This window comes from Mesorhizobium sp. M0166, assembly GCF_040322255.1.
Lineage (GTDB): Bacteria > Pseudomonadota > Alphaproteobacteria > Rhizobiales > Rhizobiaceae > Mesorhizobium.
In genome coordinates this window covers 1-15,950 of sequence record NZ_JAMYTD010000007.1, presented here as the reverse complement: position 1 = coordinate 15,950, position 15,950 = coordinate 1, and the positions used below count along the sequence as shown (strand labels likewise).

8 protein-coding genes are annotated in these 15,950 nt (G+C 62.7%); 7 read left to right on the top strand and 1 reads right to left on the bottom strand.

What is annotated here, in order from left to right:
* Positions 1 to 5: 5 nt before the first annotated feature.
* Positions 6 to 1,001, bottom strand: a complete 996-nt coding sequence (locus NKJ46_RS10930; RefSeq protein ID WP_352664788.1) for a class I SAM-dependent methyltransferase — start codon at positions 999 to 1,001, stop codon at positions 6 to 8.
* Positions 1,002 to 1,279: 278 nt separating this feature from the next.
* Here NKJ46_RS10930 and NKJ46_RS10925 point away from each other — a divergent pair, with 278 nt between their 5' ends.
* From NKJ46_RS10925 to NKJ46_RS10895, 7 genes are all read left to right on the top strand, one after another.
* Complete coding sequence (locus NKJ46_RS10925; protein WP_352664786.1) at positions 1,280 to 2,167, top strand: helix-turn-helix transcriptional regulator; 888 nt, start codon at positions 1,280 to 1,282, stop codon at positions 2,165 to 2,167.
* 107 nt (positions 2,168 to 2,274) lie between these two features.
* Positions 2,275 to 3,480 carry an MFS transporter gene (locus NKJ46_RS10920; RefSeq protein ID WP_352664785.1) on the top strand — a complete coding sequence of 402 codons (1,206 nt, stop codon included), beginning with the start codon at positions 2,275 to 2,277 and terminating at the stop codon, positions 3,478 to 3,480.
* Positions 3,481 to 3,874: 394 nt separating this feature from the next.
* Positions 3,875 to 4,882, top strand: a complete 1,008-nt coding sequence (locus NKJ46_RS10915) for a hypothetical protein (RefSeq protein WP_352664783.1) — start codon at positions 3,875 to 3,877, stop codon at positions 4,880 to 4,882.
* A 1,096-nt stretch (positions 4,883 to 5,978) separates the two neighbouring features.
* Entirely contained in the window at positions 5,979 to 7,715 is a 1,737-nt protein-coding gene (locus tag NKJ46_RS10910; RefSeq protein ID WP_352664781.1) for a hypothetical protein, read from the top strand.
* Positions 7,712 to 8,596 (top strand): hypothetical protein, encoded by an 885-nt coding sequence (locus NKJ46_RS10905; protein ID WP_352664779.1) that lies wholly within the window; start codon positions 7,712 to 7,714, stop codon positions 8,594 to 8,596. Before NKJ46_RS10910 ends, NKJ46_RS10905 begins: the two co-directional genes overlap by 4 nt.
* Positions 8,597 to 14,098, top strand: a complete 5,502-nt coding sequence (locus tag NKJ46_RS10900) for a DEAD/DEAH box helicase (RefSeq protein ID WP_352664777.1) — start codon at positions 8,597 to 8,599, stop codon at positions 14,096 to 14,098. It begins immediately after the preceding gene.
* Between the two features lie 90 nt (positions 14,099 to 14,188).
* A complete protein-coding gene (locus NKJ46_RS10895; protein ID WP_352664775.1) occupies positions 14,189 to 15,886 on the top strand; it encodes an ATP-binding protein in 1,698 nt (565 codons plus the stop codon).
* Positions 15,887 to 15,950: the final 64 nt, after the last annotated feature.

Genomic DNA, 15,950 nt, shown 5'->3' with positions numbered 1-15,950 from the left:
GGAGCCTATTCCTGCGCGGCGGCGACGCTAACCGGCAGGGTCGGATACAAGCTGGTTTCGTAGACGTACTCGTGCGGAATGGCTGGAGTGGCCATCTGGGAAAGGTACCGGTTCAGGTTTTCCTCGCTATTGCTCGCCGCGAGGCTACAGAAGTTTCCGCTGTTCCACGTCAGGGCGCAGTAGCTGAAATGCGCGCGTATTGCGTCAGCCATCTCTGCCAAAGTCACCTCATTGCCGAACATCGTATCCAGAACGAGGGTTTGCTTCTTCTCGATTTCGTCTGGGGGAAAATAGCGCGCTTTGAAGCCGAAATCCTTTTGATATTCGCGACGCCTGTAGTCCGGCTCCTCGGTCGCCCGGAACTTCTCGACGAAGACGAAGATCCCGTCCTGCTTGAGGTGCTGGGTCACGAATTCGATCTGTCCCATCCTGTTGGGCGAGTACATCTGGAAGGTCGTATCTTCGAGAATGATATCGAACCCGTGAGCGAAATTTGCCAGTCGCGGATCTGAACGCAGGACATGCTCCGTCAAATGATGAAAGGGGCCGACGAAAAAGTCTGCGTGCGGCGGTTCGCCATAAGCCATGAAGCATTTGTAATTCTCCGCGTTCGGGCTGCACGACAGTGAGCGTATCTGTCCCTCGGAGAGTTCGGACAGAGTTCTCGCCATCGTGCCTTCCGCTGTTCCAAGGCTGTATAGTGAAAGCGGAGCGCCACGGTGCCGTGCGTATTTCAGCACTGCGTGGGTCATGCGGCACTCTTCCTCCAATCTGTAAGGAATGCTGCCGTTATAGTGCTGGTCGAAAAACCCTTGTCGTGCCGCATGCAGGCTGACCAGGTCGCGCAGCAGTTCATCGCTCGGCAGCAGGCGGGCGTCGGCGACGGGCTTGCGGATTGGCATCCCGCTCTTGCCCGCGGCGGTCGCGGCGAAAAAGCCAGCCAGTCCGTTGATCCGTGGGCCATGGTCGCACTCAGCCAGAAAGTCGTCGAGTCCACGCATCGCAGTATGCCTCCAGCACCGTTTCATTGGTGAGATGCCGATACGTCGATGGGGGAAATTCCACTAAGATAAGTGGGGTCTAATATTTCACCGGGCTCAAGTATTGGCTGAGCCAACTCGTAGGCCTGCCGGATACAGGCGGCTTTCACTCGTTTGCCATTTTTTCGCTAAAGTCACATCTTCTACCAATCCAGAGTTATTTGCGTGTTGTTCAGCAACCCCTGGTTCGCCACATCATGCGACGACTGGCCACTCGCCAGTAAGGAGGCTGTGAATACGTGAATACTCTTGCCCTCGACCCGACCGAGAATCGCCGTTCACGGCACCAATCGCTTGCCCACAAGTATGAGAATTGGGGGAGCGTGCGGGCGGACGTGGTCAAAAGAACCGGGCTTGAGCGCCAGGAGACAAGAATCCTGCAGCCAAACCATGTGTTCTTGATGAACCTCAAGGGCACAGCGTCCCGCGGAGAAGACATTGTGGATGGGCGCCGGATTGCCTTTTTGCCGCGCCGGGCCGGTTCGATCATCTTCATGCCCGCGGGCAGTGATTGGAATGGGTGGGACGAGGGAGACGCGACCGCTTCCTACCTCCTGGTCTCAATTGAAAAAGGGTTCGCCGACGATGTGTTTGCGGGAATGGCTCGCCATCGTGCGGCAGTGCTGCCGCCTTCGATCGGATTTCGGGACGGCACTGTAGAGTTGGCGTTGCAGAGGATTGCCATGGAGCTCAAGCAGCCTGACCCCATCAGCGCAACGATGGTGGAATGCCAGGCCACCCAATTGCTCGGGCAAATGTTCAGGTTGAACGGCTTCCATCAGGAACCGGCAAAAGGCGGTTTGTCATCGTTCGATCTCAAGCGCGCGGTGGGAATGATCGAGGCGTTGTCGGACGGCAGACCTACGCTCGCCGATCTGGCAAAAGAGATTGGGGTTAGCCGGTTCCATTTCTGGAGGGCCTTCAAGCAGTCGACAGGCATGACGCCGCACGCATTCATTGCGCAGCGGCGGTTGGAGCAGTCCGCGGACATGCTGCGATCGACCAATCTGTCGGCGACGGAAATCGCGATGGAATGTGGTTTCGGCAGCTCGAGCCATTTCACGACCGCCTTTAAGCGGGCTTTCGGCGCGGGCCCCACGGAATTTCGTCGTAAGTGGAGAATCTAGGCCGCCGCCTGTCGGTTCTCAGCAAGTATCGGAAAACCCCAACATCACAGTAAAGCAGGCTTGGCGGAAGAAGGTATCCATCGGCGGTCAGCCCGGATACGCCGCTCATGTCAAACCTGGTTCGAAATCATCATGCCAAAGGACGGGCCGAGCGGTCCAACTCCGGCTTCGCATTCCTGGCCAGCACGCTATCGGCGGCTGTTGCCCGAAACGGCTACTACATCGCATCCGCCTGGATTCTCGTCGAGCGAGGGTACGGAACCGCCGGCGTGGCGACATTCCTTGCGATCGCAAGCATTGTCGAATTCATCGCGAGCCCTTTGGCCGGCGTGGCGGCGGATCGATTTGACAGGCGATGCTTGAACGTTGCGGCAGACCTCAGCCGCTTCCTCGTTATGCTGGCTACCGCTTGCGGGCTCCTCTACATGGACGTGTTTCTGATCATCTGCCTGTCAGCGGCCCTCTTTTCGTTTTGCGACCGTGTCGCGCTAACGAGCTCGCAATCAATGATCCCCGTGATAGCTGACGGCCGCGATCTCGTAGCCACGAATTCCGCCGTCTTCTTCGTCATGCAGTTCGGCAACCTCGGCGCAGCTCTGCTTGCAGGGCCTTTGCTGCATGAGCGCCTACCAGTCCTGCCATTCACCGTTCTTGCTGCCTTCTTCCTGTTTTCAGCGGGTTGCCTGACCATGATGCGGCTGGAACCGGTTTCGCGCGATGTCCGCATCGCCAAAATCCCTGCAGCGGAAATCGATCCGAGCCTGCGTCGTCTCAATGTCGTCTACGCGCTTCTCTATACAAGCGCGGTGCTTGTCAGCGTCATGGGATCGAGCTTCGTCTTCCAGGAGCAGAAGGGTACTGCCGTGGATTTCGGCTACCTCGAGGCTGCATGGTCGGCGGGCTCACTGATCGGCGCGGTCTCTCTATTCCGGATTGAAAGAGCGATGAGTAGCCACGCGCGGCATCTCATGCTTTTGGGCTTAACGGCGCTGGTTCTCATGGCGCTGACATCTCTGCGCACGCCCTGGACAGCAATCCTTTTTGCCGCGCTCGGATTTCTGTACAATCTTGGACGCGTCAGCGTTGAAGTCACATTGCAGTTGCGAGTGTCGGTCTATCTGTTGGGCCGGGCAAAAGGCATTATGCACAGTGTGGCCGTGGCGCTCGGATTACTCGTCTTCGGCATCGCCGCCGCTGTAGGAGATCGAGCATTTCCTTCGACGATTTTCTTCAGCTTCGGAGTGGTGCTCCTCATCAGTATTTCGTGTTTGAGCGTCGGTGTAATTCAGACACAAGAAAAAGGTGAATCGTGAGGTGGAAGAGCTAACAGCAGGCGTAGATGCGAAACAGGCAGTCCTGGGGTCGCTGACGGCACTCTACCCCTGGATGAGCCCATACCATTCCCGGCCGATCCGCGATTATGCGTTTCGCCTGTTCGAGGCACCAGCTACTAGGTCCGTGCCAGAAATCCGCTTTCGCGCCTTCACCAAACTGCTCGACATCATCAGGAAGGCAGCGACACGAAACGGGTTGTCGACCGATGCCGCCTCGAAGATCTGCAAGGATTTCGAAAGGCGCCGCGTGTTGCAGACAGGCCCTCATTTGTTTCTCCTCCTGGAGCCGGAAGCCTATTATACGCATATCTTCAGCCTCCTTGGTCTCTCGGCGCATGGCTGTTCGACCTACGTTTCCTACGCCGTTTCGACGGTGAATCTCGTCGAAAAGCCACGCAAGGGACCAGGCTGGATCACCGTTGACGGCAAGCCGGTCAACGTCTTTGGCCTGAGCCGAAGCCGGATGATCGGATACAGCCTGCTAGCTGGGCCGGGACCTTACAGGTTCGAGATGTTACCAAGGGAGCCGAACGCTGAGTGCGACGCGCTCAGGCTGCTTCGTAGCCTTCTGCCGAAGACGCAATTCGAGCGGCCGGCGCACGCCATTAAGGCAGCCAATCTCATCCTTTGGCCAAAAATGTTCGGAGGCCGCTTTGCCTTCCTGCAGATCGACGACGAGGATATCGCCGACCTGGTGGCGGACCATCTGTCGGACGAAAATTCCTGGCTGCGCATGAGATTGCTGGAAGACCCGAAGTTCGCTTCCAATATCCTTGCCGGCCTCGACGGGCTCGCGTCCGGCCCCTGGAGTGGCTGGCTCGCTCGCGGTACTGATTTCTTCTGGTTCTATGAAAATGGCAAACGCCTGCCGCTGCGTCTGATCGCCGGAGAACTCATCGATCCGGCGACCGGTATGAAGGTGGCGTGCTTCACAGCCCCCGACATCCTCGAGCGGCTGGCAAACCGCAGCCTTGTCCCGAATCTCCTGCTGATGTTTCTGGTTTTGTCGATCCTGCCCGGCGTGCGCGCGCTTGGAGGCAGCTATCAACCGATCTACTACCCCCTGATGCGCTATGTCGTCTGCCGGGCGCTCGAGGCCGCAGGCGTGGATGAAGATCTTCGGCAGGCTCTCGCAACCGACGACGTACCGGGTGCTTGGGGACATCGGGTAATTGAGTGTGATGATGATCCTCTCGAGCTATTCCTAAATGGCAGGAACGGCGGGATGAGTGATCTTATCGACCGTCTGGGCGACATTTCCTTCGCCGAGGCATGTGGAAGCATGAAAGGCTTCGTGACGGACCCGTCGTGGCATGAACTTCAGAGACGACTTCGGCAGGGGTTGGTCACGCCGGCCGATGCGGAATGGGCCTTTTCCTGAAATGTTTTTGTGCGACCCAGAACCTGGCATGTATGCGCCGAAACGGCAGCGTCTTTGCTAGATCGCGCTTCGTGTAGACGCGTAATTCCCCGCTCTCTTGCATCGTCGCGATCCCCGAGCCTGCATATGTTCTCGCCCGGGTCCATTAGGAAACAGCTTCGCGGCTATCCAGCAATACAGCAATATAGAAAGCCCTCGTGAGATACCGTCTCGGATGCGACGCGACCGCGATCTTCCACCGAGTGGTAAACGGGTCGCGGACCGAATTTATGGACATATTGGCTGCTCACGGCAAGTAATGTCCGAGTAGTATTGCGCGACGTCAGGTTTGGTTTAAGTTGTGCCTCGGTTGGGGGAGATTGTCGGAATGTTGAGGTTGTCGAAGGAAAATGCAGGGGCGAATCTTCGAGGTTGCCTCAGCTTCTCGAGAGGGATTCAGTCGGCACCTACCATCTTACAACTGCGACTCGCGCTGCGCTGCCCCGCCGAGGCGTGGAGCTGACGGGTGCTGGGGTTCCTCCGTTCGGCCGGCCGTTTCGCTGAGAGGCTGCTCCGTCGCACGCTAAATATGTTCGGCGGCCGGAAAACTGAGCCGTTCGCGCCAGTTTCAGCCCGTGAGGGCAGGGCGGCGGCGGTAGCGAAACGGGGAGGACCTTCTCTCCCGGCTCACGTCGAGGCATCGGCGGTGGGTTTGACGCCGGGCGAACTGAGCAGCAAGGACGATGTCGCCGAGATGGCTGACATGTCCGTCATCGCGGACTCCGATATGGAAGACATAGCATCGGTCGGCATCACTTCGCCCGACGCAGGGCCATTGGACGCGGCCGGGTCTCACGACTCACCCGGGGAGGAGCAGGTTCAGGCTGAGGAAGTCGAAACTGGAGGGCGGCGGGGTCATGAGACAGCGTGTGATCTCGCCGTCGTCGCTGCACCCCGTGTGCTGCCGGAGGCGGAGTGGCTCACGCCCGGGAGTGATGCCCGCCCCTCTCTAGATGAGTCGGCAAGCGTCACAAGTGCTGAATGCATCGGAGGCGGGGAGGTGCCGCCTCCCGCTGCAGCCGCGATCGCAAGCTCCGAGGTTGCCTGCAGCGTGCCGATGGATGTCACCTTGACCGCTCCACTTCCCATTGGCGTGATGGAAGAGGTATCTGCGGACGCAGCCGATGCTCCCCAGAGTGCCAGCACCAAGGGTCCGGACGACGAGCCAGCGATCGATCCTGCGTCCTGCGCCGATTTACCCGACATTTCCGATGAGGGCGACCACATCATCCCCCCGAGTGACCCACGCCAGCCGGCGGCCGGGGATGCCGGGCGACTTGCGATCACCAGAACGGAAACGGCCGGGGAAACTCAAGAGGCCGCGTCGCCTGGCGGGAGCCCCGGAGCTCCATCGGACGGGGGTGGCCCGGCCGTGACGGTATCCGGTGCCGAATCTGATGCAATCGAGACGCTTCATGCGGAGATAGCCTCGGACATCATCGATCCAACGTCCTCAGGACCCGAGCGGTCCGCCCCCCAAGGCCGGGTCGCACCTGGCGAGAATGAAGCCGGCGGAGAGTCGGGGCCTGGAAGACCGCCGATCTACCACCCAAGGCTGGAACGGTCGCGGACCAGGCGCGAGCCTCGGCTTTCGGCTGCCAACGCGGAACGTGAGTATCAGGATCTAGAAGCTGACCTTCAGCTGCTATTCAGCCCCGGTGATTGGGGAATCGAACTCAGCGCGCTGCTGCGCCAGCCGGTCGGCGCTGAAGAAGTCGCGGTACAGGAAGGCGGAGAAGAGACTTGGCTTGGCGCGCTGGACGACCGCCTCCTCGAGCCGCTTGCGCTAGAGGATGGTGCCCGTGTCCTCTCAGAAGGGCTGTCAATAGCGGCTATCGGTTTGCCCGTTCGATGGCACCGCTCAGCGCGCGACATTCACATATTCGGGGAGCATCCAAGCGTCGCAGGATTCGTCAGCCAACCTCGCATCGCGATCGGGCGCGAGAACGTGGTCATTTGCAGGGAAGAGCTCGTGGTCGCTGCGCTCGCCCAGATCGCAGCCACAGGCGCGATCGCTCCCTTGAGGATTGAGGGTCCGGGAATCCCGTTCGGTTGGTTCTGCTGGCGTGACGTCCGCCCGGCCCGGCCTTCAGCTCCGCAGGATGGCCCGGCGATCCTCCATGCACTCGATCCGCTGCCTGCCGTCTCGATCGAATTGGCGGGAGGCCTGCAGCTTGCTCGTGGAAGGTGGCTAGAGGGGCACCCGCCTTCGATCCGTTTGCTGGGGCTGTTGGAGCCAGGCGAACCCGTGCGTATCGACGGCCGTCCCGCGTCGCTCGAAGGCGATGGTACCTGGGCCGCAGAGGGCTGGGATCGCCGAGGTGGCCATCGAATCGAATACAGCGGCATTACCGCCACCTACGAAGTCGAACCGGGTGCCGTCGTTTGGGATTGGTGGCCCGCCTGGGGTGAGAAGACCGCTCTGGCAGGTGCGCTCGCCTCGACGAGAGGAAGCGAGTACTTCCACACCGATCCCTCCGCGCACCTCATCGGCGCGATGCCCGGTGAGATATGCAACTTCAGCGTAGCGATCGGCGGCATCTACGTCGCTCGGCCGGCATTCGCCCCGGTATGGCTTCTGGCGCGCGCTGCGGGCATGCGAAACTCAAGACCCTCTCTGATCAGCGCGCCGCTCGCTCCCTCTACCGCGGCCCACGCGGTGGCTTCGACGATCTCCCTGTGGGCACGGACCATCTGCTCCGTTGGACGCAGCGGTGCTCACGGATCGGCGGAGCGGCAGCTGTGGGACCAGTATCTGGCGGTCGCCAAAAGAAAACGAAGGCCGCCGCGATGAACGAGCTTCTCCTCTGGATGTCGGCGGTCGCGTCCGGCACCGACGCTACGTTCAAGCGCAAAGCAGCGGAGCTGCTTTCCTCCCTGCGCGGCGGGCCAGCCGCGCACAACCGGGCGATGTGGGCGTTCGGCAGCCTGGCGCACTGTGAGTTCGGCCAGGCAGCCGGAGGCGGGTGGCGCGTGGCACCGCCGGTGCTTGCCGCGGGCGATCCCGCGACATCGGCGACCGCTGTACTGTGCGGTGCGCGCAGCGACGCACTCCTCGCGAGCCTGGCTTCCGCAGCAGCGGGAAGGATGTTCACGCTTCCGCAGAGAGGTGCCCCTGATCTAGTGCGCGTCGAGGCGGTATCGGCCGGAGAGATGATCGGCTTGGCACGTGAAGTGGGCATCCCCGTGCAATGGAACGCCGCGCTGGCCGTGCTCGCAGCCTATCGAGTCCCTTCGCCTGAGAGCTTTCCGGAGACGGCGCTGCCCAGTGGCGGGTGGAAGGTGTTTCGTTTCTCCCGCTCGCAAATGATCTGGACCGCCTCCACAGTGGCGGAGGCCGGCAGCACGCAGCGCGGCCTTTTCCGATTCACCTCCGACTACGGCTCCCGCCATATCTTCAGGCACGGCGGAATCTCCCGCGAGGTGCCTCCCGTCGTGGCGAAGTTCTGGGTCCTAGGCCGCCGGCAGCGTGCGATGCGGCTCGACCTCTCCAAGGGCATTGCCAGCTTTCCGATCACGGTTCGGCCGCCAGGCCTCCTCGACCGCGCGCTGGTGATCTGCTCCGGCATGCTGCCATCCATTGCCGACCGGCACCTCGTTTACTCTGGGGTGACCGCCCCGGTTGCTGCGGCAGTGTCGGCCGCCCTGCGAAACATTGGAGAGGGAGCTAAGTAGTTGACGAACCCGGTTTCGATTTTCGAGCGCATGCGTGACGTCTATCTGCGTTACCTCGATAGCCCCTTTGACCTCCGCTATGACAGCCTGGTCGCCGAGCGCCGAGCGCTTCTCGATACCGATGGGCGCCTCTACCGCCGCCCACTTATCGAACCGGCACCGCCATACGCTATGAGTGGCCGCAATTTCGCCTCCGCGGCGGCCGACATTCTTGGCGGACTCGTATCGCCCCCGCTCATCACCGACATATCGGATTTCGTGTCACAGGGCCTGTTCTCTGCCGGGCGCGAGCTCTACGAGCACCAGTTCAGGGCACTCGATGCGTCGATGCGTGAGTGCAGGGACGTCATCGTCACCAGCGGCACGGGTTCGGGCAAGACCGAATGCTTCCTCCTCCCGCTCGCCGCGGCACTTGTCGCCGAATCCGCCCGCTGGGGAGCTCCAGGAGCCCCACCGGCCGAGCACGACTGGTGGAACCACGACGGCCCGCCCGGACGGCGATACCACCCGCGCGTCTCTCAGCGAGGTCACGAGGATCCCGTCGCGCGCCCGCCGGCGATGCGCGCATTGGTAATGTACCCTTTGAACGCGCTGGCGGAGGACCAACTCGTCCGCCTTCGCCTGGGCTTCGACAGCATCAATGCGAAAAGCTGGCTCGACAGTCACCGCCATGGCAACCGACTCTATTTTGGTCGCTACACTGGTCGCACGCCGGTTTCGGGCGATCCGTCATCCACGAGCAAGGAAGGGGAACTGCGGCGCGAGCTTGCATCGCTCGAGCGGGATGCACTCGCCGTCGCCGGATCACCCGAAGCTGTCCGTTTCTTCCAGAGCATGGACGGTGCGGAGATGTGGTCCCGGTGGGACATGCAAGACAGCCCGCCTGACATCCTGATCACGAACTACAGCATGCTGAACATCATGCTGATGAGAGGTGTTGAGGCGCCCATCTTCGATGCCACCCGTCATTGGCTGAGCCTCGACACGCGGAACGTGTTCCATCTCGTAGTCGACGAGCTGCACACTTATCGCGGCACGCCTGGAACAGAGGTGGCGTATCTTCTGCGGGTGCTGCTCGATCGCCTCGGGCTCCGCCCGGACCACGATCAGCTCCGTATCATCGCGTCGTCCGCTTCTCTTTCTGACGATGTCGCCGGGCGCGACTACCTGCACGGGTTCTTTGGCCGCGACAGGTCGCGATTCGCCGTGATCGGCGGCACGCAGCGACCGCTGTCAGCGACGGCGGTGTCATCCATCGCGTCGCACGCGGCTGCGTTTGCCGCCTTTCCCGCGGCGGCCGCCTCGACAGGGATCGACGGAGCGGTCGGCGCGCTCGAAGCCGCGGTCGGAGTCGGCCAGAATGGCCATCTTTTGGCCGGGGACAGACTTGGCCGCGCGCTCGCGCGCGTTGAGGCGGCCGACGCGCTGCGATCGGTCTGCAGATCCGACGATGGCTCTGGCAGACTGGAGCCAAGACAGACCGCCGACATCGGTGTCCGCCTATTTCCCGCGGAGACTCTGCAGGTAGCGACGGCTGCGGCCGAGGGCCTGGTAAATGCGCTCGCCAGCGCCGAACTGCCGAACACCGATCCATTGCTACCGGTTCGCGCCCACATAATGTTCCGGAATGTGCAAGGGCTTTGGGCTTGTGTCGACCCCGCCTGTGGGCACACCCCACAGCGCTCTGATGCCCCACCTGTCGGAGCGCTCCATCACATTCCGGCCTCTGGATGCGGATGCGGTTCGCGTGTGCTTGAGCTCCTGTATTGCGAGCCGTGCGGCGAGGTATTCCTGGGCGGATATCGCGGCGGTACCAACAATCCGAACCAGTGGCGGCTGACACCGGACTTCCCCGATCTCGAGCAGGTGCCGGACCGGGCCGGCGCGGAGCGCGACTACGGCAACTACGCGGTGTTCTGGCCATCCGCCGGGCGCACCCCGCGGTCAGCGAGCTGGAGACAGGGGAACGTCCTGCGGGAATGGCGGCGGGCGCGGTTGGATCCGCGCTCCGGTATCTTGACAGCGGGCGTGATTGGCAATGGGCATGTCTATTACGTTCCTACCCAGCACCAGCCGCAGCGCGCCGGCGGCGCAGCTCCGCCGACAGCGGGAGCATTTCCCTCTCGCTGCCCGCGCTGCGACGCGGACTGGGCAGGCCGCAACGTCGGCTCGCCAATTCGAGGGCAGCGCACGGGTTTCCAGAAGGTCGCCCAAGTACTTGCGGACTCGCTCCTGCGTGACATCGCTCCTCCGGGCAGCGAGCAGAACCGGAAGCTTGTCGTCTTTTCCGATAGCAGACAGGACGCGGCCAAGCTCTCAGCCGGGATGCGCCAGGCCCACCATCTCGACGCAGTTCGCCAGGCAGTGGTGGCTGCACTGGAAGTGGCAGGCCAAGGACCCGTCGCCTTCCAAAGCCAAGTCGCTGGCGCACAGCTCACACCACAGGAGGCCGCGGCAGCGGCCGCCTTCGTGTTAAGCTCACCGCAGGACGCGATGGTCATCGGATTTGCAGCCGGTCCGTTGGCGGGGCAGCCGTGCCCCTATTCGCCCGGCTCCACTTTCGCGCAGGCGGCGGCGGCGATCCTCGCCCGGACAGCGGGTCCGTTTCTCGTCGGCGACGTGTTTCGCGATGCAGAACTCCAGCTTCTTGCGTCCGGAATCAATCCGGGAGGGTACGCCCAAGACAGCCTTTGGACCGCTCCAGATCGGAAGACGGGCAGCTGGCGGGAGCTCTTCGACTGGGCAACAACGCCGCCGTCGCCGTTACCGGGAGGGCTGTCCGTCGAGCAGGACGAGCATCTTCGGCGGCTGCGCCGCAGCGCTCATGCGGCGGTGCTGAACGTGATTTTCGCCTCGGGACGCCGCGGACTGGAAGCGCTTCAGATCGCACACGCCGCCGTCGGGTCGGGGGCACCGGGGGACGGCGACGCGGTCGTCGTCCAAGCAGCAGACGGCACGCTTCGGCTTCTCGGCGAGCGCCGCCGCATCGATGGCGAGCCCTACACCGCGCTGGGTGCACCGGCCGCGCCAGGGTTCGTCCGAGATTATCTAGACGAGGTCGCGAGGGTCAACGGTCGGCCGGCCGCGGCATTGGTGGCGGCGGTTGAGAACCGGCTCTCCCATGGCGGTCTAGTCACGAGCTGGCTGATCCAGCCGAACCGACTACGGATCGCCCGTGCCGGTGCGGGATCGTGGGAATGCGATGCCTGCCGGCGCGTCCATCTCCATCCGAGTGCGTCGGTATGCACCGATTGCCAAGGCCAGCTGGTAGGCCCCCAGGCTATTGGGGCCGGCGCAACGGCAATGGATTACTACCTATTCCTGGCGCGGGATGCCGGACCGCTTTTCCGCCTCAATTGCGAGGAGATGACGGGACAGACCGGCAAGGCTGAGGCGCGCATGCGTCAACGGCTCTTCCAAGGTGTCTGCCTTCCCGCTCCTGAGGAGATTCCCCTCGTAGACACCATCGATCTCCTCAGTGTAACGACGACGATGGAGGCTGGTGTCGACATCGGATCGCTGCTTGCAGTCATGATGGCGAACATGCCGCCGCTGCGGTTTAACTATCAGCAGCGGGTCGGTCGCGCCGGCCGACGCGGCACCGCACTCTCCATCGCGCTGACGCTCTGCCGCGGTCGGAGTCATGACGATTACTACTTCCAGCGGCCCGAGAAGATCACAGCCGATCCTCCGCCGCAGCCATATGTCGACCTCACAGTGGAGCCGATAGTCCGGCGAGTGCTGGCGAAAGAAGTTCTCCGCGAGGCGTTTGCGGCGCTCCAGCTGTTTCCCGCGGCATCCGGAGACAGCGTGCATGGAGAGTTCGGGGAAACCGCCGCATGGGGGCAGCCCGCAGCTGGTCTTGGCGGTGGGGCTGGCTCGATAGTTCGTGCGCAGGTCTCCGCCTGGATCGGTGCGAACGGAGTTAGGATATCCGCGATCTGCAGTGTGCTTCTTCAAGCCGCAGCTCCTGTTCTTCAGGCGAACCAGAGCGGCTTGGAAGCGTGGGCGGCCGCCAACCTCGTGGCGGAGATCGACGCTGCGGTGGCCAGCCCGCACCTGATGCAGACGCAGCTCAGCGAGCGGCTAGCCAACGCCGGCATTCTTCCGATGTTCGGCTTCCCGACCAGGACGCGCTATCTATTTCACGGTAGACCGGGCCGGGGACAGTGGCCGCCGGCCGATGTCGTTGATCGCCCCCTCGATCTCGCGATCAGCCAGTTCGCTCCTGGGTCGGAGACCGTAAAGGAAGGCATGATCCACACGGCAATCGGCGTGGTGGACTATCAACTTCGGGGAGGCATCCCCACCGAGATCGCAAACCCACTCGGACCGCCGATCCCCACGGGCATCTGCCGCCGGTGCCAGTCGATCGACGCGGCCGCCGTCCCCGCGTTCACCTGTCAAGTGTGCGGCGCCGGGGCCGCCGATTATCAGGTCGTCGATCTCTCGGAGCCGCGCGGCTTCCGAACACGCTTCGGGTCCGAGCGGGATTATGATGGGACCTTCGAGTGGACCCCGCGCGCGACGCGGCCAAAGCTTGGCCTTGCGGGACCTCCGCTCGCGACGCACTGCAATTTCGGCATCCACAGCGGCGGCCAGACGGTCCACGTGATCAACGACAACAACGGGCAGCTGTTCGAGTTCGAGAGGTTCTGGGATGAGACTTGGGCAACGCGTCAGGCCCTTAGCAAAGTCAACGCGATACCTCGGAGCCAACCCACGGGCGGTCCCGACCGCCGGGCGCTGGCCGCGATAAGCCGCACCGACGTGCTCGTCGCCGGGGTCGACGTGTGGCCATCCGGCGTGTTTGCCGATCCACTACGTGTCGAGGGACGGGCGGCACTATACTCGTTCGGGTTCCTGCTGAGGCGGGCTGCGGCGGTGCGCTTGGATGTCAGTGATAACGAGCTCAAGGTCGGGTTGCGCACGACAGTTGCGGCGGGGAACGTTGTAGGCCAAGTGTTCCTCTCGGACACGCTCGAGAACGGTGCCGGCTACAGCACCTTCCTGGGAGCGCCTGCCGAATTTGAAGCGGTGCTGCAGGATGTTCTTGGACCCGGCCTCCTCGGCCGGTTCCAGGTCATGGCCGGTCCGCACGACCATGGCACGGTGTGCCAGACATCTTGCCACGAGTGCATGCGCGACTACGGAAACCTGGCCTACCACAGCATCTTGGACTGGCGTCTCGCGGTGGATGTCGCGCGACTATGCCTCGATGCGGCGGCTCCCATCGACTTCTCGCCAGCCTATTGGGCCGGCGTTGCGCAACACGCTGCGGACCGGGTTCATGCAGCGCTTCCGGGATCGTCGCGGACGACCATCGCAGGGTTGGAGGCGGTCATCGCCGCGAGCCGCGCGATCGTAATAGGACATCCGCTCTGGGATGTCCGCCCTGGCATGACCCATCCTGCGCTGACCGCCGCCGAGGTCGCGGGCAGGCAAAATGGGCTGGCCGTCGAGTTCCGGTCGACGTTCATGGCGATCAGGAGGCCGATCTGATACTGCTCGACGCAGGGCGCGGTGCGTCGACAAAACAGCACTCGTGGGTCGCTTGCGATTGCTGCGCGCCCAGACGGGTAAGGGGGATGTATGCAGGATCGCGCTGAAGAGCTGGCGCTTGAGATACGGCGCGGCCGTCAGAGCGGAGATGTCGTCCGAACGACGCTTCGCGTCGACGATCGCGTACTCGCCCGCGTCACCGACGGCATCTACCGCCGGCCATCGTCCGCGTTCCGCGAACTGATCTCGAACTCCTACGACGCGGATGCCACCGAGGTCATTCTGCAGACCGATGCGCCGCGCTTCGAGCGCATTGTCGTCCGAGACAACGGCCTCGGGATGTCGCCCGAGGTCTTGGCCGATCTCGTGACCCACATCGGTGGCAGCTCAAAGCGGACCGCCAAGGGTAAGCGTCTCGGGACGGCGAACCCATCGGACCCAACGCTCTCCCCCGGCGGGCGGCGGCTCATTGGAAAGATCGGGATCGGGCTCTTCTCGGTCGCACAGCTGACGCAGCATTTCCAAGTGATCACAAAGCGTCGCGGGGACGAATTCCGGACCTCTGCGGTCGTTATCCTGAAGACACACACGGAGGAGATGCTAGCCGCCGCCTCCGACAAGCATGCCTTCGAGACGGGCACCGTTACGATCACGAGCGAGCCCGCGACCGACATCGAGACGCAGGGCACCGAGATTGTCCTGATGGAGATTACGCCACAGGCGCGCGAGCTGCTCCAGGGCCTGGACAGGTGGACCTTTCTTGACCGCGCAGAGGCCGGGGACGTGGATGGCGCTCCCCCGATGCCACCGAGCTACCATATCGGGCGCGTGGCACGCGACGATGCCGATGTATATCTTGAGCAGCCCCGGCTGCCATGGGACGTGTCCGACGCTCCGAGTGCTAGGTTCCGGAAGCTGTATGCAGCGGTGCGCCAAGAAGTCCGCACGCGCAAGGCTACGCCCAACATCGAGGAGTCTCTCGATCACTATCTCGGAATGATCTGGTTGCTTAGCCTAGCGGTGCCCGTCCCTTACATTGACCGGCATCCGTTCGAGCTGACGGCCGGAGATGGGATCGGCTTCTACAGCCTCACTAGCAGGTCGGCGGAGCCAGTGGAGCTGACGGGTACAGAGACCATCGGGCAGCGGCTTGGGCTGACGAGCACCGTCGACCCCGTCGGCTTGTTCCGCGTGCTCCTCGACGATGTCGAGCTGCTGCGGCCAATATCGTTCGACAGGGATCTCCACGGCACTAGCGAGATCGGTCGCCCGCTGATGTTCTTCGGCAAGGTGACATCCGGTCTGGGAGCGGTCCCCCCCGATATTGGTGGAGGGGCGCTATCCTTCGAAGCATATTTATACTGGAACCAGAAGATCACTCCCAAAGAGAACAACGGCTGCCTCGTCCGCGTGAACAACGCGAGCGGTGTCCTCTTCGATCCCTCCTTCCTGGGCTACCAGGTCTCCGAACTCACCCGTTTGCGTCAGCTCATGTCCGAGGTCTTCATCACCGAGGGACTCGACGCAGCGCTCAACATTGACCGCGAGTCCTTCAACTACAGCCATCCGCACTACCAGTATCTCCAGAAGTGGGTGCATTTCGCCGTCCGCCAGACGACGAACCGGCTCAAGCAGCTCAATAAGGAGTTGCTTGAGACGCGGCGGGCGGCTGCGGCCGGTCATCGTGTCTCGCACCTTGAGAACCTCGTCGAGCGCGTCTGGCGCGATCGGAAGGGCTTGGATGCCGAGCCCCCACCAGAGGTCCGGCTAGAGCGGTTCCCCCTTTGACGGAATCAAAGGGGATTCCAGATTTATCTGTTTTGTGATTCAAGATGCTGGCTGGAGTGGAGGC